Raw genomic sequence first — 24,658 nt, 5'->3', positions numbered from 1 at the left:
GGCGTTCACACTCTATGTTTAATTTCCCATTTAACGATCATTCAAAATAACAATTAACTGTCATTGACCTGAACACTTTCCAACTTCCCCCCTTCAACACAACCTTAACCGGCTATCGGCGATTGACTTTGCCAACCTGCCTGAGTAAATTGCGCCGGCCGATAACAACGGCTTTTTTCAACTCACAAAAGAATTCAATGGACACAGTATCTAGTCGCTGTCGGATGACTGCTCACACGCAGGATCTGGCACATAACCCAGACAATGACGGGCCTCGACTTTTCGGTCGGGTGAGCTGCGCTAGAGCTTGAGGCTCCACCGTAACTTGCCTCACCGGAATCATTCCGGCCCAGAGGCATGTTATGAACTTCAAAACCACTGTACTGCCGGGCGTACGCGCCTTTGCATCGACCATGCGGGTCAAGCCCTGCCGTGAGCGTCTGCCGACGACTCGGCTCTGCGCCCCGTTCTCCGCCCCTTCTACCCACGCCAAGGTGCGCCCTCGTGCCAACTGGCGTGTCTGCCCGACAACCGGCCGGCTTCAGCAACGCTGGAGCTTCGACGACAGTCAGGACCCACAAAGTCGGCGCATCGCGCGCCTCTTCCAGCAGGCGAGCCTGATGCTCGGCCTGTCTATCGGGGCATGCATTTTCAGTTGATCTGAAGGCACTTCAAAGTCCTTCCAGAACGGTTTCCTTAAACGGGAATCCGACAACTTCTTATTGCCCGTAAAAAATCTGAATTATTGGAATTAGTTGCGGACCATCAAGTAACACCACAATCACGGGTGTTATTCAGATACCACGAGCCGGGTTCCGGGCCTTCAATAAATGCAATACGAAACAAGGGAGAGCCCTCATGTCGGGAACTACTCTACTGATCAACCTCGCCGGCTCCATTGCCCTGTTGCTATGGGGCACTCATATGATTTCTTCGGCGCTGTTACGCGGCTTCGGCACGCCGCTGCGTCAGTGGCTGGGCCACAACCTGAACAACCGCTGGATGGCGTTGCTGTCGGGGATCGGTATCACCGGGGTCTTGCAAAGCAGCACCGCCGTGAGCCTGATGGCGACCTCGTTCACTGCCGCCGGGACGCTGGGACTGGCGCCGGCCCTGGCGGTGATGCTCGGCGCCAACATCGGCTCGACGTTGGTGGTGCAATTGCTCAGCGTTGATGTGTCGATGCTCACGCCCAGCGTTTTGCTGGCGGGCCTGATCGTCTTTCGTCTGCGCGATGACTCGCGCTACGAAAGCGTCGGTTGTGCACTGATCGGCCTGGGGCTGATGCTCCTGGCCTTGCACATGCTCGGCTCCACATTGGCGGAAGTCGAAGGCACGCCGATTTTCCAGCTGATCATGCAGAGCCTCGAGGGCGATCTGGTCATTGCGCTGCTGGTGGCGCTGATCCTCACCTGGCTGTGCCACTCCAGCGTGGCCGTGGTGTTGCTGATCGTCTCGCTGGCCGCCACTGGCATGCTCTCGGCCAGCACCATCGTCGCGCTGGTGCTGGGGGTGAACATTGGCGGTGCGCTGCCCTCGGTCATCAACGCCGGATCGAGCGTCGGCCGACGCCTGCCGCTGGGCAACCTGCTGGTGCGTGCAGTCGGTGCTCTGGCGATCTTGCCGTTTGCCGGGTTGCTTGCTCAGGCGCCGCTCGCGCCCTCGACCCTGGTGGTGTGCCTGCACACCGGTTTCAATCTACTGCTGGCGTTGGTGTTCATCGGTCTGACCGACGTACTCGCCAATGCCCTCACCCGACTGCTGCCGGCACCTGAGCGGGATGTCGATCCCGGCATGCCGTGCTATCTGGACGAAGCCGGCCTGGAAGTGGCCAACATCGGCCTGTCGAATGCCGCTCGCGAAGCGTTGCGCATGACCGACATGTTCTCGACCATGCTCGGCCGGATGCTGCAGCTGTTCCACACATCGCTACCGGCCTGCGCCGATGAAGTGCAGCGGATCGATCAATCCCTGGACCTGCTCAGCGCGGCGATTCGCGCTTATCTGGCCGACATCGGCAAGGAAGGCATCAGTGACAGCGATGCCGATCGTTCCCAGGAAATCCTCACGTTCGTGATCAACCTCGAACATGCCGCGGACATTCTTTCCAGCAGCCTCACGCAGTTGGCCATGCGCCGCTTGCGTCGGGGTGAACAGTTCTCGGCCTTCGAACTGGGCAACATCGCCCCGCTGCAGGACGCCGTTCTGGAAAGCCTGAGCCTGGCGATCACCGTGTTCCTGCGCGAAGACATCGCCACCGCCCATCAACTGATCCAGCGCAAGGAGACCGTCAGAAGGCTCGAAGCCTGCGCCAGCCGCGAGCACTTTCGCCAGTTGCAGGAAGACAAAAGTACCTGGGCGCAATCCGGTGATATTTTCCAGCGGGTACTGCGTGATTACCGGCGCATGCATCACCACATCGCCGCCCTGGCGTATCCGCTGCTCGAACGCGCCGGTGAGCGCTCGGTCGAGAGCATCGATGCTCCCGCTACGGGTCGCATGACGGTAGATCTGGCTGGAATTGAGTGAGGCATATGTCGATCGGCAGGGAACTCCTGACCACCGCCGGGCATCCTAAATTATGTGTTACTTCTTTTACGCTTCACGCTTCGGAGGACGCCGTCATGCGCCGTCTGTTTTTAGTATCTTCACTCGTGCTTTGCTTGCCCTTTGGCTCAGCCATGGCCCGTGTGGATGCGGGCGATGTCGCCACCTCAGCCGGGGTATCCGCATCGCTGTACTCAACGTTCAAGGATCACAAAATGGTCATTCCCGCCCGGGATGACGCCTCCAGTTTTGTCGCCAGCGGCGGCACGATCCGTGGCGTTTACCTGGAGTCGGTATTGAAGGAAATTCGCCAGAATCATCCCGACCTGAAGGCCAGCGATGAAGACCTGGCCAGAGCGATCCTCGTTCAAGAAGGTGTTCCAGCCGGTCAATAAAGTCTGAAACGTAAGCGGTAGGGCTAGTGACAGCCCTACCTTGCTTCAACGCTGTGTTTTTCGACCCCGGCAGACAGGCGTGCCCAGCCGGCGACCAACTGCGCGCTGATGCTGACGCCGCCGCACACCACAATCACTACGTCGTGGGCCTCGGCAATTGCCGGATGGTCGAGGTAGGCAATCGCCAATGAAACGCCACACGCCGGTTCGACCAACTGGCGCAGGTCGTTGGCGTAACGAACCACGCCCATGATCGCCTCATCATCGCTGAGCACCACGCATTCATGCGGGAAATCAAGGATGTGCTGCACCGGCCAAGCGGCCACTTGCGCGGCGCCGAGTGACGTGGCAACGGTGTCGATGCGCGGCAGTCTGACCGGGTGCCCGGCAGCGATGGCGGCAGCGAACGACGCCGCCCCCTGGGTTTCGCACGCAACGATCCGACAATCCATGCGCTGATGACGGATCAGGCCGGTGAGCAGGCCCGCCAGCAAACCGCCGCCCCCCACGGATGTCACCAACGCATCGACCTGAGGACAGTCCTCGAGGATTTCATCGACCATGGTGCTGTGCCCTTCCCACAACACCGGGTGATCGAAAGCCGGCACGTATTCGGTGTCTGCGCCCTTCGCGAGTTCTTTCGCCCGTTGATTGGCCTCGTCCCAGACCTTGCCATGGACAATCACCTCGGCACCGGTTTTTCTGATCCTGGCGCGGGTGGTTTCCGGGGTCGTGTTCGGCACCACGATGCAGGCTTTCAGCCCAAGGTTGGCGGCGGCCACCGCCGTGGCCAAACCGGCATTGCCACCGGAAGGACAGACGACTTTGCGCTTGCCCTGCTCTGCCGCCTGACTGCATAACAGGCCCATGCCGCGCAGTTTGAACGAGCCGCTGGGTTGCAGGTTTTCCAGCTTGAGCCAGATTCGCCGGGTCGGAGTCGACAGACCCGGGTGCAGAATCAGGGGCGTTCTGATGTGAAGCATCGTGTGCTCCTTGTGACAGCACCGGCGCGTAGAGATCTTTCAACGGGCCGGAAGTGAACGGACAGGCTCATCCTTATCCAAGCTTAGTTCACCCTGCTCGACGACTACCGCTCTCATAACGGGCTGCCCTCTACACTGGTGATATGCCCTTTTTGCGAGATCAGTTATGAAAATCTCAGCCAAACTCGCGTTTTTGGCCCTCGTCAGCACCCTTGCCTACCTCGCTCTCGCGGTGTTCGGGCTGGGCGGGTTGGCGGCGTTTTTCTCGCATCCACCGCTGGTGGTCATTGCGCTTGCGACCCTGGTGATGGCGATCGTGTCGTTGTTCAGTGAGGGCAATTTGAGCACTGGCGAACGTGAAGACCGGGCCAATCGCTGGGTGCTGCCGGTTTTCGGGGTGCTCGGGTTGTTGAGCGGGTATCTGCCGGCCTACACCGACCGGATCGACTTCTGGACCTTCGGTGGCGAGGGCGTGCGTTGGCTGGGTGCGCTGCTGTTCATTGGCGGCGGCGCGTTGCGGATGTGGCCGGTGTTTGTACTGGGCAAGCGCTTCAGCGGATTAGTGGCGATTCAGCCAGGACACCGTCTGGTCACCGACGGAATTTATCGGAATGTGCGCAACCCCAGCTACCTGGGGCTGCTGATCAATGGCGTGGGCTGGGCGCTGGCCTTTCGTTCCGGTGTCGGGTTACTGCTGGTGGCGCTGATGTTGATACCGCTGATCGCCCGCATTCGCTCTGAAGAAGCGCTGTTACGCTCGCAGTTCGGCAACGAATACGAAGCTTATTGCGCCCGTAGCTGGCGATTGATTCCGGGGATCTACTGAACTGACCGCATCAGGGCCGTGTCGATTACAAAAAGTGTAAACGGATCAGGTTATTGGCATCCACATGGCTCGTGACCGAGTCATAACTGGCCAGTGTGGCGTGCCGGGTCTGAAGGGGATGAACGTGGGTCGCGGTGATGACCATGATGTTGGCACCCGCCGCTTCACCTGCGCGAATTCCGACGTCGGCGTCTTCGAAGATCAGGCACTCGGCTGGGTCCACCTGCAGTCGACCAGCCGCCAGCCGATAGCCCGCAGGATCGGGCTTGCCGGCGCTGACGTCTTCGGCGGTAACCATCACGCCCGGCTCGGGAATACCGGCCGCGGCCATTCGGCGCAACGCCAGGGCCCGCGGCGCAGAGGTGACGATGGCCCATTGGTGGGCGGGCAGCGACTTGAGGAAATTCGCCGCGCCGGACACCTCGACAATCCCCTCCACATCATCGATTTCCGCCTCGGTGATCCACGCCGCTTCAGCTTCGGCATCTACCCCGGGCAACGCCAGGCGATTGATGGTGTCGATGGCGCGAACGCCATGGATGGTCGGCAGAAAGGTTTCGACATCGACGCCGTGGCGCACGGCCCAGGTAGTCCAGATCCTCTCGGCGGCGGCGATGGAGTTGAGGACGGTGCCGTCCATATCGAACAGCAAGCCACGGAATGACCTGTTGAGCAGGGATGTTTTGACAGACAAAGGGCGACGTCCTTTTGCAAGAGCCAGGCAAATGTTGTCAGCTAATGTACACCAGCGCCTACAGGGTTCGGGTCGACTGCAAGGCGCGTTGCACACAATCGAGCAACTGCCCCACCGCCCAGGGTTTCTTGATGAACGAAACCGGATGCTTGACTCCGGAGCTTTTCGGGGTTTCGAAGCCAGACATGATCATGATCGGTTTGTCTGGCCAACGGTCGCCAAACTGATTGGCCAGGTCCGCGCCATTGAGTTTGCCCGGCATGGTGATGTCCGTCAGCAACAGCCCCACCTCCGGCGCGTGCTGCTCCAGAAACTGCGAAGCCGCATCCGCGCTGATCTGTGGTTTCACCGCAAAACCTTCCTCCTGAAGAATTTCGCAAAGAAACTCGAGGATCAACGGGTCGTCCTCAACCACAAGAATCAAACCGTCAGACAAATGCGCGCCCGCCGTCGATACTGGACTCATCACTGTGCCACTCCCTGATTGTTTCATTGGTTGCGCGGGCTCAAATCCGCCTCCTATTCAGGTATGAGCAGCGGACTTCGCGGAAAATTCATTTTTGATGCGGTTGTCCTGGAGATTCTCTGTTCAAGCCGACATACACGACCGTTTGTCAGCGCGTAATTGTGGTTAAAATGCCGCCCCCTTCTACATTGCCGACCTTGCCCGATGAATCCAGACGCCCTCTCCATCCTCCACGACCATTTGCTGACAGCACTTGCGGCCGCCCCCGCAGAAACCCGTCGGCTGTTTCACGGCCGTGGGCGCTGCTGGCCGGGGTTGGAGCAATTGACCGTCGACTGGCTCCAGGGCGTGGTGCTGGTCTGCGTATTCAAGGAGCCGCAAGCGTCGCAACTGGATGATTTGAAGCAGCGACTGATGGCGATCACGCAGGCGCCTGCGTGGAAAGCCTCAGGCGCGCATACCTTGCTGCTGCAACATCGCTATTTGCAGGAAAGCACCACCGAATGGCTGATCGGGGAGCCGATCGAGGAAATGACGATCACCGAGGGCGGCCTGCAGTATCGCGTGGACCTGGGCCGCAAACAGAACACCGGCCTGTTTCTCGACATGCGCTACGGCCGCGATTGGGTGCGGGCCAATGCTGACGGCAAGCGGGTGCTGAACCTGTTTGCCTATACCTGCGGGTTTTCAGTGGCCGCCATCGCGGGAGGCGCTACCCATGTGGTCAACCTGGACATGTCCCGCGCGGCCCTGAGCCGTGGTCGCGACAATCACCGGCTCAACGGCCATGACTTGAGCAAGGTGAGCTTTCTCGGCCACGACCTGTTCAAGTCCTGGGGCAAAGTGATCAATAGCGGCCCTTATGATCTGGTGATCATCGACCCACCGTCCTTTCAGAAAGGCAGTTTCCTGCTGACCAAGGATTATCAGCGCGTGTTGCGCCGTCTCCCGGAACTGCTCAGCCCCCAGGGCACGGTTTTGGCCTGCATGAACGACCCGGCTTTTGGCGCGGACTTCCTCATCGACGGCGTCACCCGCGAAGCACCGAGCCTGCGGTTTGAGCAACGGTTGGAGAATCCGCCGGAGTTTCCCGATGCCGATGTTGAGTGTGGGTTGAAGGCGTTGGTGTTCAGGCAGGGGTAATTGAAGATCCAAAGGTCAACGCGGCTGCAACACCAGCGCAAACAACTCGCCATGCCCGTTGACGTTGAGTTTGTGGTAAAGATTGCGCCGATGCACCTTCACCGTTTCCGGGGAAATACCCAGTTGCTGGGCGATGGCTTTGCTGGAGAAGCCCTGGAGAATCAACCGCGCCGTCTCGATTTCGCGCCCCGACAAACGCGCATCGAAGCGATCCAGCAGGGTCGCCAGATCTCCCGCCACCGCCTCGGCGGTCGGCCCTTCCGGGGGCAGCAGTTGCAGGTGACGGCGCATGGCCGCCAGCACCCAATCGCGCACGCACAGCAGACGGCCCTGTTCCTCAAGGGTGAACGCCGTCGTGCGCCCCAAGGATAAACCGAGCACCGCTCCGTCAACGTTGACCATGAACTGCAATTCGTCGCTGCCCACCACCGAGCGAAAGTAGCTCAGGTAATACTCGCTCTGCTGAAACTGGTCGGGGGCCACCGACGCCAGGCTGTGCAAGCCATCGGCAATACCAGCGCACGCGGCCTGATAAAACGGATCGAGCAAATACATACCGGCGCTGTAGTCCGCCAATTCCTCATGCTCGTCGGCGCCGCCCTTGGAATCGAAATCGATCAGTAGTCGCGGCACCCGCCCTGACCGCATCACCGCGACCAACGCGTTATCCAGTGGTACCAGTAGCCGCAAGGTGTCCACCAGCGCTCGCCAGAAACCTTCCTGCCCCAATGCGCCAAACACCCGCGCCAGTCCCTGGTGCATCGGTAATTCTTTGAGCAACGCGTCCACGCCCTACCCCTTTTGAGTAACCCATGATGGGAATGGGTGAGTACCTCGCCTGCCGATACGCTGCAAGCACCTGATCATCACCGGCCTGCAGCAGGCCAGGAGTGCCGCATCATGAGTTGTCATCGTTCGCATATCAACCTGGGACTGAGCGCCTGCTTGTGCGCTTCGCTGTCGGCAGTCGCCGCCGACAACCCCACCGTGCACGTCTACAACTGGTACGACTACATCGGCCCCACCACCTTGCAGGACTTCAAGCGCGACACGGGGATCCAGCCGGTTTACGACACCTTCGACAGCGCCGAAGTCCTGGAAGGCAAACTGCTGACCAGCCGCAGCGGTTATGACGTGGTGGTGGCCAGCAACTTCAGCCTGCCGACGCTGATCAAGGCCGGTGCGCTGGCGCCACTGCCTCGCGCGCAAATGCCCGGCTTCAAAAACATGGACACCGACCTGTTGGCGAAACTGGCCAACAACGATCCGGGTAACCAGTACGCTGTGCCGTATCTGTGGGGTACGAACGGTATCGGCTACAACGTCGACAAGGTCCGTGCCGCGCTGGGCGACAAGGCGCCAGTGAACTCCTGGGAACTGGTGTTCAACGAAGCGAACCTGGCCAAGCTTGGCGACTGCGGCGTAGCCATGCTCGACTCGCCTTCGGAGATGCTGCCGGTCGCGCTGCATTACCTGGGCCTGCCGCCCAACAGCACCGACCCCGAGGACTACAAGAAAGTCCAGGCGCTGCTGCTCAAATTGCGCCCGCACATCGCCTACTTCAACTCCTCCAAATTCATCAGCGACCTGGCCAACGGCAACATCTGCGTGGCGGTGGGCTGGTCTGGCGCGATTCTGGAAGCCAAGGCCAACGCCGAACAGGCGGGTAATGGCGTGAAGATCGCCTACAGCCTGCCGAAGGAAGGCGCACCGGTGTGGTTCGACACTTTGGTGCTGCTCAAGGACGCCCCACATCCGCAGCAAGGCGTGGCATTCATCGACTATTTGATGCGCCCCGACGTCATCGCGCCGGTCAGCGACCACCTGTCCTACCCCAACGGCAACCGTAGCGCGACCAGCCTGGTGACCGAGGCGACCCGCAACAACCCTGCTGTTTACCCACCGGCCGAGGCCATGGACAAGCTGTTCACCCTGGAACCCTTGCCGAAGGCGACCGAGCGCGTACGCACGCGCGTCTGGAGCATGGTGAAGAACGGCCAGTAAACCTCGCGATCCAAGCCGCAACGCATTTTTTGTAGCAGCTGTCGAGCAGCGCGAGGCTGCGTTCGGCGGCGCAGCCGTCGTAAAACCAGAACTCGCGGTGCGTCAGGCCGACCGCGTCAGCCGGATTCACGACGGCTTCGCCGCCGAACGCAACCTCGCAGGCTCGACAGCTGCTACGGCCGAACGCGGCGTTCGGCGGCTGCTACTGGAACGGTCGATAAGCCCCATTTTTTGAACGAATTGAAGATGAGAGAAATAATGAAACCACGTGCCCGCAACCTGAACATTCAGTTTGGCCAACTGCAACCCGGCCCCCTCAATGCCATCACCGATGTGCCCGGCGTACGGGTCGGTCACAGCAATGTGCGAGGACAAACCGCTGACGGCCGCGACATTCACACCGGCGTCACCCTGATCGAGCCCCGTGCCGGCTCCACCAATCAACAGCCGTGCTTCGCCGGCGTCCATGTGCTCAACGGCAATGGCGATGCCACGGGGCTAGAGTGGATTCGTGAGGCCGGCCTGCTGACCAGCCCGATCGCCTTCACCAACACCCACAGCCTGGGCGTGGTGCGTGATGCGCTGATTGCGCTGGATCGTCAGGACCAGCCCGACGACGGGCGTCTTTACTGGAACATGCCGGTGGTGCTGGAAACATTCGACGGTTTGCTCAGCGACATCAACGGCTTTCATGTACGTCCTGAACATGTGGCCGAAGCGTTGCGTACAGCGGTCGGCGGCCCGGTCATCGAAGGCGCCGTGGGCGGCGGCAGCGGGATGATCTGTCATGAATTCAAGGGCGGGATCGGCACCGCATCGCGGCGGCTGAATGCAGCGCAGGGAGGCTGGACCGTCGGTGCGATCGTCCAGGCCAACCACGGCATTCGCAACGAGTTGCGCGTCGATGGTTACCCGGTGGGACGTTATATGGAACAGGCCGATTCGCCTTTCCTCAAAGCTTCCCTGCCGCATCCGGGCATGGGCTCGATCGTCGTCTGCCTGGCCACCGATGCGCCTCTTTTGCCGCACCAATGCACCCGACTCGCGCAACGCGCCAGCCTCGGCCTGGCTCGCACCGGCGGCGGCAACGAAGACCACAGCGGCGACATATTCGTGGCCTTCGCCACCGGTAATCAACACGTGCCGCCGGCCGCTTATCAAGGCAAAGGCGCACCCACCTGCGACCACCTGAGCATGGTCAACAACGACCACATCAGCGAACTGTTCCTCGCCGCTACCGAAGCCGTGGAAGAAGCGATCATCAATGCCCTGCTGGCTGCCAATACCACCGAAGGCAACGGTCATACAGTGCCCGGTCTGGACGCCGACACCTTGCTCAAGGCGTTGCGCCGGGCTGGTTGGCCAGGGGCAGCAGACTAATGGTACTTGAGTGCTAAACCACGGCTTCCTACGATAGTGGTACGCAGCGGTTGGAGGTTTAAGCCGTTGCGTAAGTGGTGGGTGAACTGAACCCCAATAAGCCCACCCCTTGTTTCATGCGCATCTTGAGCCTCTCGGCTCTACTTCCTCCCCATCAAAGAGCTTTGAGGCTCTTTTTTTGCCTGTCAAAAAGCCTCGGCGCTGACCGCTCGGCAACGCTGAACATCCTGCTCCGCGTCGCAGCGTCCGGAGGCAGCGAAAAGCTCACGACCGATCGCGCGCGCAGCCTGCAGATGAACCGTCGGTTCCTGGATTTCCGATTCGAGCAGCAACTCGGACGTCACCACGCAAGCACCGCAATAATCGAAGATCCCATGGTCGATCTGCGTCTTCATGGCGTCGGCATAACCGTGACGCGCATAGGTTCCTGCGTCGGCACCGCCAACACCCACCAGATGAACCCGCAGATGGCGAAGCTTCTTCTCCAACCTGGCATCCGCCGCGAAATCGAACGCCCAGCCATTGGCGAACACACGGTCGATCCAGCCTTTGAGCAGCGCCGGCATCGACCACCAATAAACCGGATAAACCAGCACCAGTGCATCGGCGCGATCGATTCGCGCCTGCTCGGCGGCCACATCGGCGGGCGGCGGTGCTTCACGGTGATGGACGGCGAGATCGGCCGCGCCGAATCTCGGATCGAACCCTTGCGCCCAGAGGTCCGCAATTTCGAAAGAGTGGTCGGCATCCGCCTCGGATACTCCTTCAGCGACGTGTCTCGCGAGGCTATGGGTAAGCGATTGGGGGTCATGGTGAGCCACAACGATGAGCGCGTGCATAACAAAATCTCCTGCTACGGAATGAGTGATTGAGGGTGAAAGACGAGCCTTATATACTCTTGGTAAGTTACGTTCAGTAAGCTACTTTTGGTATATAGCCATGTCAAGCACCGAAACACCCGAGCAAGATTCCAATCCGCAACCGCGCCGGCGGATGTCGCGGGAGGAGCGCCTGCGCCAGTTGCTGGATGTCGCCTGGCAACTCGTTCGAGAGGAAGGTACGGACGCGTTGACGCTTGGCCGGCTCGCCGAACAGGCGGGGGTCACAAAACCGGTGGTTTACGATCACTTCACCACCCGCCCCGGGTTGCTGGCGGTGCTCTATCAGGAGTTCGACGCACGTCAGACCGCGCTCATGGATACCGCGCTTGAAGCCAGTGAACCGACACTGCCCAGTAAGGCAATGGTCATCGCCTCGTCTTATGTCGACTGCGTTCTGCTTCAGGGCCGCGAGATCCCGGGTGTGATCGCGGCGCTGACGAGCTCGCCCGAGCTGGAAAAGATCAAGCGCGAGTACGAAGCGATCTTCATGGGCAAGTGCCGCAACGCCCTGCTCCCTTTCGCCGGAACCAGTGATATCGCGCCAGCGAGTCTTCGGGCGATGCTCGGTGCCGCCGAGGCGCTGTCCCATGCCGCCGCGACCGGAGAAATCACCGCGGAGCAGGCACAGGACGAACTCTTCGAAACGATCGTGGCGATGGTCGAAAGGAGCGCACGCTTCAGGAGGGTCTAGAAACCTAACGCGCATCATAGGGCTGGCAAGCACCCGCCAGGACAGCAGCGTATTGCCACCTATACTCAAGCCACCTTCCCCGCGCTACCCACAATAAAAAGCAGAGGTGGAAAATGGTCTGGCAGCAAATCTACGACCCCTTCGGTAACCCGGTGCTATCAACCCTCATGGCGGCGACGCCGGTGGTGGTGATGCTGGTTTCCCTGGCGTTTTTCCACATCAAGGCGCATCTGGCGGCGTTGTTGGCCCTGGGTTCGGCCTTGCTGATCGCGATTTTCGCCTTCGGCATGCCCGCGAACATGGCGGGCTCGGCCGCACTGTTCGGCGCCGCCAACGGTCTGTTGCCGATTGGCTGGATCGTGCTCAACATTATTTTCCTGCATCGGCTAACCACCGAGAACGGCTCGTTCAAAGTGCTGCAAGACTCCCTGGCGCGCATCACCGACGACCGACGTCTGCAATTGCTGCTGATTGCCTTCTGCTTCGGTGCCTTCTTCGAAGGGGCCGCCGGTTTCGGCACTCCCGTGGCGGTAACCGGGGCCATTCTGATCGGGCTGGGTTTCTCGCCCCTGGCCGCGTCTGGCCTGGCGTTGATTGCCAATACCGCGCCCGTGGCGTTCGGTGCTCTGGGCACGCCCGTCATCACCCTGGCCAAAGTGACCGGGCTGGATGAAATGGAGTTGTCGATGATGGTCGGTCGGCAGTTGCCGTTCTTCTCGGTGATCGTGCCGTTCTGGCTGATCTGGGCCTTCGCCGGATGGCGCAAGATGCTGGAAATCTGGCCGCCGATTCTGGTTGCCGGCGTCAGCTTCGCCATACCGCAATTCCTCGTCTCCAACTACCACGGGCCGATGCTGGTGGATGTGATCGCAGCGCTGATTTCCATGGCCTGCCTGACCGGTTTTCTCAAGATCTGGAAACCGGCCACCGTGCATACCTCGGCCGCCCTGTCAGGGCGAGTCGACAACTCCAAAATAGCCGAGGAGCATGACCAGAAACCCGTCGCCAGCGCGACCTTTGCCAGCGATGCAAAACCCGCGGTTATGCGCGCCTGGATGCCGTGGATCATCCTCACGGTGTTCGTTTTCGCCTGGGGCACCCAGGGCTTCAAAAACTTGTTCGATACCCGCCCGGCCATGGATCCGCAAACCCACTCGGCCAAGCTTGATCCGCAGGGCAAACCGATGCGCGAGGCCAACCCGATCTTTGCCCCGAGCGTGACCTTCACCACGATTCATCAACAGATCGAGAAGGTCCCGCCGGTGGTGCCCGCACCGAAAGCCGAGGACGCGATCTACAAGTTCACCTGGTTCACCAGCACCGGTAGCGGCATCTTGCTCGCGGCGATCCTCGGCGGGCTGCTGATGGGGTACTCAATCCCGCAACTGCTGCACCATTACCTGCGAACGCTGTGGGTAGTGCGCTATTCGCTCACCACCATTGTGGCGATGCTCGCCCTGGGTTTTCTCACCCGCTACTCGGGCCTCGATGCCACCATGGGCCTGGCCTTCGCCGCAACGGGCATTTTCTACCCGATGTTCGGCACCCTGCTCGGCTGGCTCGGCGTGGCCCTGACCGGCTCGGACACGGCCTCCAACGTGCTGTTCGGCGGCTTGCAACGGGTGACCTCCGAGCAACTGGGCCTGAGCCCGGTGCTGATGGCCGCCGCGAACAGTTCTGGCGGGGTCATGGGCAAGATGGTCGACGCCCAGTCGATCGTGGTCGCGTCCACCGCCACCCGCTGGTACGGCCATGAAGGGGAAATCCTGCGCTACGTGTTTTTCCACTCCGTGGTGCTGGCGATTCTGGTCGGCGGGCTGGTGACGTTGCAGGCGTATGTGGCGCCGTTTAGCCATATGGTGGTGGGCGGGCACTGATCCAGGGGGGCGGGCCTGATCGCGAACATTAATTCCAGCCGCCCCCCATTACCTTGTACAACGTCACCCGGTTGCTCTGCTCGGCCAGACGCAGGGTGATCAGGTCCTGTTGGGCGCTGTACAACGAACGCTGGGCGTCCAGCGCTTCGAGGTAGCTTTGCGAGCCGCCGCGATAGAGCGCGTCGGCCAGTTCAAAGCTTTTACGGCTGGCGTCGGTCAAGGCTTGCTGGGCCGTCAGACGTTGGTCCAGGGTGCTGCGCACCGCCAGGGCATCGGCCACTTCCTTGAAGGCGGTCTGCAAGGTTTGCTGGTAGGTCTGCACCTGAATTTCACGCTCGACCTTGGCCGCATCCAGTGTCGCGCGATTGCTGCCGGCATCGAAGATCGGCAGGCTGACGCTCGGGGCGAAGGTCCAGGCGCCGCTGCCGGACTTGAACAGGCCGGACAAGGCCGAACTTGCAGAACCGGCATTGGCGGTCAGGCTGATGCTCGGAAAGAACGCCGCCCGCGCCGCGCCGATATCCATGTTGGCCGACTTGAGGGTGTGCTCGGCGGCCAGCACATCCGGGCGCCGTCGCAAAAGACTGGACGGTAACTCATCCGGCACCTGAACCAGCAGCGCGACCGATTGCAGGCTCGCGCCGGGCAGCAGTTCATCGGGAATATCGCTGCCGACCAGCAAGCGCAAGGCATTGTGGTCCTGGAGAATCTGACTGGCGTAGACCGCCACATCGCCTCGGGCCGACTCCACAGTGGTTTGCGCCTGGGCCAGGGCCAAGCCGGAAGAACCGCCCAAGGCATGGCTGCGTTGGTTCAGTTCGTAGGTTGCCTGTTGGCTGCGCAGGGTTTCCTGGGCCAGTTGCAAACGCTCATTGTCCGCCGCCAGCGTCAGCCAGGCCGTGGCCACTTCAGCCACCAGGCTGATCTGGGTGCTACGCCGGGTTTCGGTCAGTGCCAGATAGTCTTCCAGCGCTTCGTCCTGAAGGTTCTGTACTCGCCCGAACACATCCAGTTCATAGCTGCTCAGCCCCAGTTGCGCACTGTACTCATGACTGGTGCTCGCCGTGCCGCTGCTGGACGTGCGGCTATGTGTGCCGCTGACTCCGGCATCGATGGTGGGAAACGCCGCCGCCCGTTGAATGCGATATTGAGCCTGGGCCTTTTCGATGTTCAGGCTGGCCAGACGCAAATCACGGTTGTTGGTCAGCGCCAGGGTCTGTAAGCGCGCCAGGCGACTGTCGGTAAAAAACTGCTGCCAGTGAATATCCGCCGCCGAATCGCCTGAGGCCACGCTGGTCGACGGCAACCATTGCCCGGCGACCGGCGCTTCGGGGCGCTGATACTGCGGCGCCAGATTGACACAACCACTGAGCAACACCAGAGCAGCCAACAAGGGCCAATGAAACTTGATCATGCATCACCTTTCTGCGCGGTTGGGTTGGCGGTTGTTGCGGTGGATACGCGACCGAAACGACGACGGATCAGCACGAAAAACAGCGGCACAAAGAAGATCCCCAGCACGGTGGCGCTGAACATGCCCCCCAGCACGCCAGTGCCGATGGCCTGGCGCCCGGCAGAACCGGCGCCGGAGCTCAATGCCAGTGGCAACACGCCGAACATGAAGGCCAAAGACGTCATCAGGATCGGTCGCAGGCGTTGGCGCACGGCAGTCAGTGTCGCGTCCCGCAGGCTGTTGCCCTGCTCTTGCAGGTGCTTGGCAAACCCAACGATCAGGATCGCGTTCTTCGCCGCCAGTCCCACCGTGGTCAACAGCCCGACCTGGAAGTACACGTCGTTGCTCAAACCACTGAAGCGGGTCGCCAGCACCGCGCCGACCACCCCCAGCGGCACCACCAGCATCACCGAAAACGGCACCGACCAACTCTCGTACAACGCCGCCAGGCAGAGGAACACAAACAACACCGAGATCCCGTACAGCAGCGGCGCCTGGGAGCCGGACAAGCGCAGTTGATATGACTGCCCGGTCCACTCGTAGCCGATGCCTTCGGGCAGTTGTTTGATGATCGCTTCCACCGCATCCATCGCAACCCCGGCGCTCACCCCCGGTGCCGGATCACCGACCACCTCCAGCGAGGCGTTGCCGTTGTAGCGTTCCAGCAACGGCGAGCCATAGCTCCACGCGCTGCTGGCGAACGAGGAAAACGGCACCATCTCGCCTTTGCTGTTGCGCACGAACCAGTGCTCCAGGTCGGCCGCCTGCATCCGCGCCGACGCCTCGCCCTGCACGTAGACCTTCTTCACCCGCCCCTGGTTGAGGAAGTCGTTGACGTAAGTGCCGCCCAACGCGGTGGACAAGGTGCTGTTAATGTCGCTGGTGCTCAGACTCAAGGCGCCGGCCTTGCGATCGTCGATGCTGACTTTGAGCTGCGGTGTATCGTCCAGGCCATTGCTGCGTACTCCCAGCAGCCGCGGGTCTTTCTTCGCCAACTCGATGAACTGCTCCCGCGCGGCGACCAGGGCGTCATGCCCCAGTCCGCCAAGGTCTTTGAGTTGCAGGTCGAAACCCGAACTTTGCCCCAGGCCACGTACAGCGGGCGGCTGCATGACAAACACGTTGGCATCGCTAATGCTCGCCAACGCCAGGGTTGCACGTTGGGCAATAGAAGCCGCGTCCTGCCCTTTCCCCGATCGCTCGCTCCAGTCCTTGAGTTTGATGAAAGCCCGGCCGGTATTCTGGCTGTTGCCACCCATGCCCAAACCGCTGATGCTGATCAGCGCCTCGACTTCCGATTGTTCGAGCATGTAGCTCTCGAACTGCTTCATTACTGCCTGAGTGCGGCTATCGGTGGCGCCCACCGGCAACTGGATCTGCGCCATGAGGATGCCTTGGTCTTCATCCGGCAAGAACGAAGTCGGCAGGCTGGCGTAACCAGCGCCCATCGCCAGCAAAATCACCCCGTACACCAGCAGGCTCCGACGCCCACGCTGCAGAATGCCGCCGACCCATTGTTGATAGCGCAAGGCGCTGCGTTCGAAGCTGCGGTTGAACCAGCCGAAGAAGCCGCTTTGCGCACCATGGCCCTGGGCATCGGACGGCTTGAGCAAGGTCGCACACAAGGCCGGTGTCAGGGTCATCGCCACCAACACCGACAGGAGCATGGCCGAGACGATGGTCACCGAAAACTGCCGATAGATAATCCCGGTGGAACCGCCAAAAAATGCCATGGGAATAAACACGGCGCTGAGCACCAGAGCGATGCCGATCAGCGCGCTGGTGATTTCCGCCATGGACTGGCGAGTCGCCGCCAGCGCCGAAAGTCCCTTCTCACTCATCACCCGCTCGACGTTCTCCACCACCACGATGGCATCGTCCACCAGCAGTCCGATAGCCAGGACCATGGCGAACATGGTCAGGGTATTGATTGAATAGCCGAACAGCGCGAGCACGCCGAAGGTGCCCAGCAATACCACCGGCACGGTGATCGCCGGGATCAGCGTGGCCCGCAGATTCTGCAGGAACAGGAACATGATCAGCACCACCAGCACGATGGCCTCGCCCAGAGACTTGACCACCTCTTCGATGGACAGGCTGACAAAGGGGGTCGTGTCGTAAGCGATCACGTTCTTGAGCTGCATTTGCGCAGGGTAGAAAGGCTCCAGTTCCTTGAGTTTGGCCTTCACGGCCTCACCCACGCTCAGGGCATTGGCCCCGGCGGCGAGCTGCACGCCCATGGCGGCGGCAGGTTTGCCGTTGAGGGCAGAACTCACGTCGTAGCTTTCGCTGCCCAGTTCGACCCGCGCCACATCCCCCAACAGCACCACCGCCCCATTGCTGGTGGACTTGACCACCACGTTGCGAAATTCTTCGGCGGTTTGCAGCTTGCTGCGGGCACTGATAGTGGCGTTCAACTGTTGCCCGGCCACCGCTGGCAAGGCACCGAGCTGGCCGGCGGACACCTCGGTGTTCTGTGCTTCCAGGGCGCTGCTGATGTCCGAGGGCATCAACGCATACTTTTCCAGCAGTGCCGGATCCAGCCAGATGCGCATGGCATAACCCGAACCGAGGGTCTGCACGTCGCCGACGCCATCGATTCGACTGATCTGGTCGAGCAAGGTGCTGGAAATGTAGTCGCCGATCTGGGTGCCGGTGACGCTTGGGTTGTCGGAGGCCAGGGCGGCAATCATCAGAAAGTCCGAACCGCCCTTGGTCACGGTCAGGCCTTCGCTCTGCACCGATTGCGGCAGTCGCGATTCAGCCTGTTGCAGTTTGTTCTGCACCTGCATCTGCGCCACATCCGGGTTAGTGCCGGCGGCAAAGGTCAGGCTGATGCTGGCGCTGCCCGCCGAACTGCTGGAGGCCGACATGTAGGTCAGGTTATCCAGCCCTTTCATCTGCTGTTCGATGACCTGCGTCACCGAGTTTTCCACGGTCTCGGCCGAGGCGCCGGAGTAGGTGGCGGAGATCCGTACCGTTGGCGGCGCGATGTCCGGGTACTGTTCCAGCGGCAGTTGGCTGATCGACAAGGCGCCGGCGAGCATGATGACAATGGCGATGACCCAGGCAAAAATCGGTCGATCGATAAAGAACCGCGCCATGCTCAACCCTCCTGCGCAATGGCAGTCGGCGCCGATTGCCGCGTGCGGCTGCGAGTGCCCGGGTTTTGCGCCAGCACCGGGGCGCCGACCCGGACTTTCTGCCCGCCCTCGACAATCACCTGGTCACCCGCCGTCAGGCCCGAGGTGACCCACCATTGGTTGCCCACGGCGCGATCGATGGTCAGCACGCGCTGTTCGACCTTGCCATTGACCACCAGCAACACCGACGTCACGCCACTGGCGCTGCGGGTCACGGCTTGCTGCGGAATCAGGATCGCTTGATCGTCCCGGGCCTGCTCCAGCACCGCCCGTACATACATGCCCGGCAGCAACAGCCGGTCCGGGTTGGCGATTTCCGCCCGCAGGGTCACGGTGCCGGTGCCCTCATTGACGCTGACCCCGCTGAATTTCAAGCGGCCCTCATGGGCGTAGGTGCTGCCGTCGTCGAGTTTGAGACTGATCCGCGCTTCGCCCTCGCCGTTGCTTTGCAGCACACCGCTGGCGAGGTCGCGCTTGAGGCGCAATAGCTCGGTGGTCGATTGCGTGATATCCACGTAGATCGGGTCCAGTTGCTGCACCGTGGTCAGTGCGCTGTCCTGATTGGCCACCACCAATGCGCCGGGGGTGACCGTCGAAGTTTCGATGCGCCCGCTGACGGGCGAGCTGATGCGGGTATAGGCCAGGTTGATGCGCGCGGTATCCACGCCGGCCTGGGCCACTTGCAGTTCAGCCTCGGCGGTCAGCAGACTGGCCTGGGCATCCTCGTTGTCCTGCTGGCTGATGGCATCGATTTTCGCCAACTGGGCATCACGCTTGGCCGTGGCCTGGGCCGACTTCAACGTGGCGCGCGCCTTGGCCAGGGTCGCCTGTGCTTCAGCCAATGCAGCCTTGTATGAGGACGCGTCCAGCTGATACAGCGCCTGCCCGGCCTTGACCTCGGCGCCTTCGACAAACAGCCGTTGCTGGACGATACCGCCGACCTGCGGGCGAATCTCGGCGATCATGAACGCCTGAGTGCGCCCGGCCAGCTCCGTGGTCAGCGCCTGGCTTTGAGGTTGCACCGTGATCACTGACACTTTTGCCGGTTCGACCACGGGCGCGGATGCGCCGGGGGAGCAACCGCTCAACACCACCAGAATGATCAAGGACAGTAAAACCGCGGCGGTTACCAGGGATTTGGCGAGAATTTTGGTCGACATAAATGCCTCTGCAAGACGGGGTGGCTGAAGCCAGACGCCATACTGCGAGGCAAATGTGCAGGAAAATTGAAGATTGCCTGCCGCCCTTGAATCTTCGTCGCGCCAGGGCCTAAATGGGCGGGCCATTCACCGACCTGCCCGAGCCCATGAAACTGAGTATCTCCACCAAACTGTTTATCGCGGTACTGGCCAGTGTGCTGTTTGTCATCCTGAGCATGGGGCTGGCCAACGGCTGGAGCTTCGGCAAAGGCTTTCTCGATTACCTCAACGAACAGGCTCTGTTGCGCATGACCCCAGTGCTGCCGCGCCTGGCCAGCGCCTATGAGCGCGAAGGCAGTTGGGAATTTCTGCGCAACCAGCCGGATCGCTGGTTCGAACTCATGCGACCGGAGCCGGGCGTAGACTTCACCAACCCGCAGCAGCCGACCCTGCCCACGTCTGACCTGACCGGCGCGGTGTTTCGCATCGCTCTGTTGGACCAGCAAAAGCAGTTGGTCATGGGCTACTCGGCGATTGCCGACGACGCCCTGATGCGCCCGATCGAGGTGGCCGGTAAAACCGTCGGCTGGCTGGCGGTAACGCCGTTCCAGAACGTGACCGAAGCCGGCGGTGAACGCTTTCGCCTGTACCTGTTGCGCACCAGTCTGGCCGTGGGCGTGTTCTCGTTGCTGCTGGCAATGCTGATCGCCTGGTGGATCGCCCGCACTTTGCTTGACCCCGTCAAGCGAGTAGCCGCGGCCACGCATCGATTGGCCGCAGGCGAGTACAGCAACCGGGTGGCGGTGTCCTCCAATGACGAAGTCGGTCAGTTGGCCCGCGACTTCAATCAACTTGCGTATACGCTGGAGCGCAACGAAAAAATGCGCCGGGAGTTCATGGCCGATGTGTCCCATGAACTGCGCACCCCGCTGTCAGTGTTGCGCGGTGAGCTGGAGGCCATCGAGGATGGTGTGCGCACGCTCGATCAGTCGTCGATGAAATCGCTGCAAGGCGAAGTCGGCATGCTCAGTAAACTGGTGGATGACCTGTATGAACTGTCCCTGGCCGATGTGGGTGCGCTGACCTACCGCAAGAGCGAATGTGATCTCAACGAGCTGCTGGACAGTTGCGCAGCGATGTTCCAGGAACGCTGCAATGCCCGGCACTTGCGCTTGGAGCTGGAGCTGCCGACACCCCCCCTAAGAGTGGAAGCCGACCCCAAGCGCTTGCAGCAACTGTTCGGCAATCTGCTGGAAAACGCCGTGCGCTATACCGATGAAGGCGGTGTGCTGCGTATTCGTGCGGCCAGCGATGGCGACGACGTACGCATCGATTTCCTGGATTCCGGCCCCGGGGTCGACGCGGATCAGTTGCCGCGTCTGTTCGAGCGTTTCTACCGTGGCGAAACCTCACGCAACCGTGCCAGTGGTGGCGCCGGTCTGGGGCTGGCGATCTGTCACAGCATCGCCCTGGCTCATGGCGGCAGCCTCAGTGCCGATCACTCCCCGTTGGGTGGCCTTTGGCTGACCCTGCGCCTGCCAGGAATGCCTGAACCATGGTCAACGACAACCCAATCCTGATCGTCGAAGACGAGCCCAAACTGGCCGCGTTGATGCGTGACTACCTGATCGCCGCTGGGTATGCGACCCAATGCCTGGACAACGGGCTGGAGGTGGTACCGGCGGTCCGTGCCCGCGAGCCACGGCTGATCCTGCTCGACCTGATGCTGCCTGGACGCGATGGTCTGCAAGTGTGCAAGGAACTGCGCAGCTTCAGTGCCGTACCGATCATCATGATCACCGCCCGCGTCGAGGAAGTGGATCGCCTGCTCGGACTGGACCTGGGCGCCGACGACTACATCTGCAAACCCTTCAGCCCGCGTGAAGTGGTAGCCAGGGTCAAAGCCATCCTGCGACGCAGCCCGCAGCTTTTGACGTCCGCACCACCGCGTCTACAGATTGATGAAGAACAGTACCTGGCCTCCCTCGACGGCATAACGCTGGACCTGACACCACTGGAATTGCGCCTGCTAAGCACCCTCGCCCGCTCGCCGGGACGGGTGTTTTCCCGGGATCAGTTGCTCGACCGGATCTACTCCGATCACCGGGTGGTCACCGACCGCACGGTCGACAGTCATATCCGCAATCTGCGGCGCAAGCTCGAACAAGCCTGCCCGGGGGAGCATCCGATTGAATCGTTGTACGGGGTGGGTTATCGGTTTCAGCTCGCCGACGCCTGAAGCGTCGTCGAGTTGAAGGAAGACTACCGCCCCGTTCCACGGGCAGAACGGGGCGGCACATCAAGACAGTGCGATCAGAACGTCACGCTGGCGCTGAGGCGTGCCGTGCGCGGCTCGCCGACATTGACCGCCAGTTGGCTGCCGGTGGAGGACGGGTAGTACTGTTTGTCGAACAGGTTGTCGACGTTGAACTGCAGCGAAGTCTTGTACCCGAACATCGGCGCCTCCCAGCGCACGAAGGCATCGGCGACGGTGTAGCTGCTCAGCCAGAAATCGTTGGCATTGTTGGCCGCACGCTCGCCGACATAACGCGCACCGCCGCCCGCATGCCAGGCCCCGAACTCCGTAGGCACATTCAGGTGATGGGTAAGGTACAGGCTTGCGGTGTGCTTCGGCGCATCGGCGAGGCGGTGACCTTCGTCATCCGGATCGTCGAGGATTTCCGTGTGAGTGTAAGCGTAGGTGCCGATCAGGTCCCAGCGCTCGGCCACACGCCCGGTGATGTCCAGTTCCAGGCCCTGTGAGCCGACTTTGCCCGCCGCCTCCGAGAGGCTGACGCCACCGACCGTCTGGGTGGTCACGACGTTTTTCTTCTCGATGTCGAACAGCGCCAGGTTGATGTTCAGCCCCGGCAGCGGATCGTACTTGGCGCCGACCTCATAACTGCGGCCCTCCTCCGGATCGAAGGTATGGCCGGCATCGTCGACTTGGGTATTGGGCTTGAACGAACGACTGTAGTTACCGTACAGCGACAAGCTATCGGTGGCTTTGTAGACCAGCCCCACGAACGGTACGAAAGCATCACCGTTATTGTCGCGGTTGACGGTGTAGCTGCTGCCGCGGCCCTGATCGCTGTACTGATCGAAATGCTGCTGGCGACCGCCGAGAACCAGGATCCAGCGGTCATCGAGGTGCCAGTTATCCTTGAAGTACACGGAGCTGGAGTTCAACTGGTTGCTCAGGTCACTTTGGCTGGCACTGACAAGGCTCGGCTCGGCCAGACGACCATAAACCGGCGAGGTGATGTCGAAGCCTGACTGCGCGGTATTACGGTAGGTTTTGCCACGGAATTGGTCGGACGCTTCGGTGTCCGCGCCGATCAGCAAGTCATGGCGCTGGCCGAACAGCTCCTGCTGGCCGATGAAATCCCAGCTGGCATAACGGGTTTCATCGTCGTAGTGAGCGCCGTTGGCAGCACGTCGCAGGTTGTTGCCGGTCAACGAACTCGGCTGGGCAATCGAGAGGCTGTAGCGGTCGTTGTTCCAGCCGTAGGTAACGCGGGTCTTCCAGTCGTCACTCAGCTGATACTCGAAACGCGCGGTAGCCAATTCACGGATACCGACGCTTTTGGCCCATTTTTCGTCGAGGCGCTTGTCGTAGTCGATGTCCGCCGGATGACCATTGGTGAACACCGTGCCACGGTCGAAGGGTTTGGAGTAATCGTTGTATTCGTAGCTGAGGGTCAGGCTGGCACGCTCGCCCGTCCAGGTCAGCGAGGGTGCAACCAGGGTGCTTTCATTCACGCCGTAATTGCGCCAGTAATCCTCGTGGCCGCGTTCGGCAATCAGGCGATAAGCCAGGCCGGTATCGCCCAGCGGCCCGGTGGTGTCCACGGCCATGGTGCCGCCGCCTTCGCTGTAGGCCGAGCCACTCAGGGTCGTGCTCTGGGTGTATTCAGGCTTCTTGCTGATCACGTTGATCAACCCGCCGGGTTCCAGCGCGCCGTACAGCATCGACGCAGGCCCTTTGAGCACTTCGATGCGATCCGTCGTGGCGCTGAAATTTTTCCCCAGGTTGGAACGCACGCCATCGCGCAGGATCGAGCCGTCATCGTTGGTGCCGAAACCGCGCTTGACCAACGAGTCCCGGGAACCGCCCAGGGTGTTGCCCTGGCTGACGCCGCTGACGAACTTCATCGCGTCGTCCAGCGAGCGTACCTGATAGTCGGCCAGGGTTTGCCGGGTGACGACATTGACCGATTGCGCCTCCTCCTTGATCGGCACATCGCTTTTGCTCGCGGTGCTGGCTTGAGAGGTGGTGTAGCTGGTGTCTTGACTGACGCGGCTCGCCTGAATATCCGTGGTCGGCAGTTCAATCAGTTCCTGTGCCCACAAAGGACCGGCGAACATCACGCAGGACAGTGTCGGCAGCGCGTGTTTGATGAAAACCTTGCGGCGGGCAAAGAGGTGGGGATGGCTCAAGACGTTGCACTCAATGAGTTAGTAGTAATGATTCTCATTGTATGGTGCGATGTATTTCCAGTAAACACCTTCGCGGTTATTAACTAACGAGTTATTGCTCTGCCGCATAGATGATGGTTTGCGCGCTGTCTGCTGTCGCGGGCGGACGGGTGAAATAAGTGTCGCCGTCATCCGTAAGGATCTCGTATTGCACCTTGCTGGTGACACGGCTCGATACAGCGGCATGCTTGATGATCTTCAGCACCCGCTGAAATTTCACGCTTTGGGTGCCGTTCTGGGCAGGCCCGGTGAGCACATTGACCGTTTGAAACCAGCCATCATTTTTTTTGTTCGATACCAGGGTGCTGGTCAGCGCCTCGAAACGCTCCAGCCGGGTAAAGCCCCAGAGCGTCTGCTCCTCGACTGTTTTGCCCTGCGCGGTAGAACCCGTAAACACAAACAGATTGATGGCCGGATTGTCTTCACAAAAGAAGTCATAGGGCACCAGCCCGTCGACCATTTTCTTGCCGGAAACGAAGCCCTTTTTATGAACCAGAAACATGCCCACCTCCACGCTGAAACATCAGCAAACGCTGCGTAAGTTTGAGCGGGAAGTC

21 protein-coding genes are annotated in these 24,658 nt (G+C 61.0%); 11 read left to right on the top strand and 10 right to left on the bottom strand.

Annotated elements, in window-relative coordinates; translation table 11 throughout:
• The first annotated feature begins 362 nt into the window (after positions 1-362).
• From PGR6_RS13200 to PGR6_RS13190, 3 genes are all read left to right on the top strand, one after another.
• On the top strand, positions 363-659 hold the full coding sequence (locus tag PGR6_RS13200) for a hypothetical protein (RefSeq protein ID WP_018928973.1): 297 nt from the start codon (positions 363-365) through the stop codon (positions 657-659).
• A 199-nt stretch (positions 660-858) separates the two neighbouring features.
• Positions 859-2,529 (top strand): Na/Pi cotransporter family protein, encoded by a 1,671-nt coding sequence (locus PGR6_RS13195; protein ID WP_064617592.1) that lies wholly within the window; start codon positions 859-861, stop codon positions 2,527-2,529.
• Positions 2,530-2,624: 95 nt separating this feature from the next.
• Positions 2,625-2,942, top strand: coding sequence for a DUF2388 domain-containing protein (locus PGR6_RS13190; RefSeq protein WP_026286632.1), 318 nt, complete (start codon positions 2,625-2,627; stop codon positions 2,940-2,942).
• A gap of 35 nt (positions 2,943-2,977) precedes the next feature.
• Here PGR6_RS13190 and PGR6_RS13185 read toward each other — a convergent pair whose 3' ends face one another.
• A complete protein-coding gene (locus PGR6_RS13185) occupies positions 2,978-3,925 on the bottom strand; it encodes a pyridoxal-phosphate dependent enzyme (RefSeq protein ID WP_064617590.1) in 948 nt (315 codons plus the stop codon).
• Between the two features lie 166 nt (positions 3,926-4,091).
• On the opposite strand from PGR6_RS13185, the gene PGR6_RS13180 reads away from it, so the two are divergent.
• On the top strand, positions 4,092-4,751 hold the full coding sequence (locus PGR6_RS13180; protein ID WP_064617588.1) for a methyltransferase family protein: 660 nt from the start codon (positions 4,092-4,094) through the stop codon (positions 4,749-4,751).
• A 25-nt stretch (positions 4,752-4,776) separates the two neighbouring features.
• Here the strand turns inward: PGR6_RS13180 and PGR6_RS13175 are convergent, their stop codons facing one another.
• Both PGR6_RS13175 and PGR6_RS13170 read right to left on the bottom strand, forming a co-directional pair.
• A complete protein-coding gene (locus PGR6_RS13175) occupies positions 4,777-5,445 on the bottom strand; it encodes an HAD-IA family hydrolase (protein ID WP_018928968.1) in 669 nt (222 codons plus the stop codon).
• A gap of 58 nt (positions 5,446-5,503) precedes the next feature.
• Positions 5,504-5,911 (bottom strand): response regulator, encoded by a 408-nt coding sequence (locus PGR6_RS13170; RefSeq protein WP_018928967.1) that lies wholly within the window; start codon positions 5,909-5,911, stop codon positions 5,504-5,506.
• Positions 5,912-6,115: 204 nt separating this feature from the next.
• Here PGR6_RS13170 and PGR6_RS13165 point away from each other — a divergent pair, with 204 nt between their 5' ends.
• Positions 6,116-7,054: a class I SAM-dependent methyltransferase gene (locus PGR6_RS13165; RefSeq protein WP_018928966.1), complete on the top strand. Its 939-nt coding sequence runs from the start codon at positions 6,116-6,118 to the stop codon at positions 7,052-7,054.
• Positions 7,055-7,069: 15 nt separating this feature from the next.
• Here PGR6_RS13165 and PGR6_RS13160 read toward each other — a convergent pair whose 3' ends face one another.
• Positions 7,070-7,843, bottom strand: coding sequence for a helix-turn-helix transcriptional regulator (locus PGR6_RS13160; RefSeq protein ID WP_064617586.1), 774 nt, complete (start codon positions 7,841-7,843; stop codon positions 7,070-7,072).
• 111 nt (positions 7,844-7,954) lie between these two features.
• Here PGR6_RS13160 and PGR6_RS13155 point away from each other — a divergent pair, with 111 nt between their 5' ends.
• On the top strand, positions 7,955-9,058 hold the full coding sequence (locus PGR6_RS13155) for a polyamine ABC transporter substrate-binding protein (RefSeq protein WP_064617584.1): 1,104 nt from the start codon (positions 7,955-7,957) through the stop codon (positions 9,056-9,058).
• Positions 9,059-9,316: 258 nt separating this feature from the next.
• Positions 9,317-10,438 (top strand): DmpA family aminopeptidase, encoded by a 1,122-nt coding sequence (locus PGR6_RS13150; RefSeq protein ID WP_064617582.1) that lies wholly within the window; start codon positions 9,317-9,319, stop codon positions 10,436-10,438.
• A gap of 185 nt (positions 10,439-10,623) precedes the next feature.
• Here the strand turns inward: PGR6_RS13150 and PGR6_RS13145 are convergent, their stop codons facing one another.
• Positions 10,624-11,277: an NAD(P)H-dependent oxidoreductase gene (locus tag PGR6_RS13145; protein WP_064617580.1), complete on the bottom strand. Its 654-nt coding sequence runs from the start codon at positions 11,275-11,277 to the stop codon at positions 10,624-10,626.
• A 100-nt stretch (positions 11,278-11,377) separates the two neighbouring features.
• Between PGR6_RS13145 and PGR6_RS13140 the strand changes: the two genes are divergently transcribed.
• Positions 11,378-12,010 carry a TetR/AcrR family transcriptional regulator gene (locus PGR6_RS13140; RefSeq protein ID WP_064617578.1) on the top strand — a complete coding sequence of 211 codons (633 nt, stop codon included), beginning with the start codon at positions 11,378-11,380 and terminating at the stop codon, positions 12,008-12,010.
• A gap of 113 nt (positions 12,011-12,123) precedes the next feature.
• A complete protein-coding gene (locus PGR6_RS13135; protein WP_064617576.1) occupies positions 12,124-13,887 on the top strand; it encodes an L-lactate permease in 1,764 nt (587 codons plus the stop codon).
• A gap of 28 nt (positions 13,888-13,915) precedes the next feature.
• Here the strand turns inward: PGR6_RS13135 and PGR6_RS13130 are convergent, their stop codons facing one another.
• The 3 genes from PGR6_RS13130 to PGR6_RS13120 are packed head-to-tail and all read right to left on the bottom strand — an operon-like array spanning position 13,916 to position 19,643.
• The gene (locus PGR6_RS13130) at positions 13,916-15,301 is read right to left on the bottom strand and encodes an efflux transporter outer membrane subunit (protein WP_064617574.1); all 1,386 of its coding nucleotides are present in this window, start codon (positions 15,299-15,301) and stop codon (positions 13,916-13,918) included.
• On the bottom strand, positions 15,298-18,444 hold the full coding sequence (locus tag PGR6_RS13125) for an efflux RND transporter permease subunit (protein ID WP_064617572.1): 3,147 nt from the start codon (positions 18,442-18,444) through the stop codon (positions 15,298-15,300). The genes PGR6_RS13130 and PGR6_RS13125 overlap by 4 nt, the downstream gene beginning before the upstream one ends.
• Before the next feature lie 2 nt (positions 18,445-18,446).
• Positions 18,447-19,643 carry an efflux RND transporter periplasmic adaptor subunit gene (locus tag PGR6_RS13120; protein WP_064617570.1) on the bottom strand — a complete coding sequence of 399 codons (1,197 nt, stop codon included), beginning with the start codon at positions 19,641-19,643 and terminating at the stop codon, positions 18,447-18,449.
• A gap of 113 nt (positions 19,644-19,756) precedes the next feature.
• Here PGR6_RS13120 and baeS point away from each other — a divergent pair, with 113 nt between their 5' ends.
• A complete protein-coding gene (baeS, locus tag PGR6_RS13115; protein ID WP_064617567.1) occupies positions 19,757-21,202 on the top strand; it encodes a sensor histidine kinase efflux regulator BaeS in 1,446 nt (481 codons plus the stop codon).
• Positions 21,178-21,861 carry a response regulator gene (locus PGR6_RS13110; RefSeq protein WP_018928958.1) on the top strand — a complete coding sequence of 228 codons (684 nt, stop codon included), beginning with the start codon at positions 21,178-21,180 and terminating at the stop codon, positions 21,859-21,861. Before baeS ends, PGR6_RS13110 begins: the two co-directional genes overlap by 25 nt.
• Positions 21,862-21,935: 74 nt before the next feature.
• Here the strand turns inward: PGR6_RS13110 and PGR6_RS13105 are convergent, their stop codons facing one another.
• Entirely contained in the window at positions 21,936-24,062 is a 2,127-nt protein-coding gene (locus PGR6_RS13105; protein WP_064617565.1) for a TonB-dependent siderophore receptor, read from the bottom strand.
• 91 nt (positions 24,063-24,153) lie between these two features.
• Entirely contained in the window at positions 24,154-24,603 is a 450-nt protein-coding gene (locus tag PGR6_RS13100) for a hypothetical protein (RefSeq protein ID WP_064617563.1), read from the bottom strand.
• Positions 24,604-24,658: the final 55 nt, after the last annotated feature.

The sequence above is a fragment of the Pseudomonas sp. GR 6-02 genome (assembly GCF_001655615.1).
GTDB lineage: Bacteria > Pseudomonadota > Gammaproteobacteria > Pseudomonadales > Pseudomonadaceae > Aquipseudomonas.
This window is presented reverse-complemented; position numbering and strand designations above follow the sequence as displayed.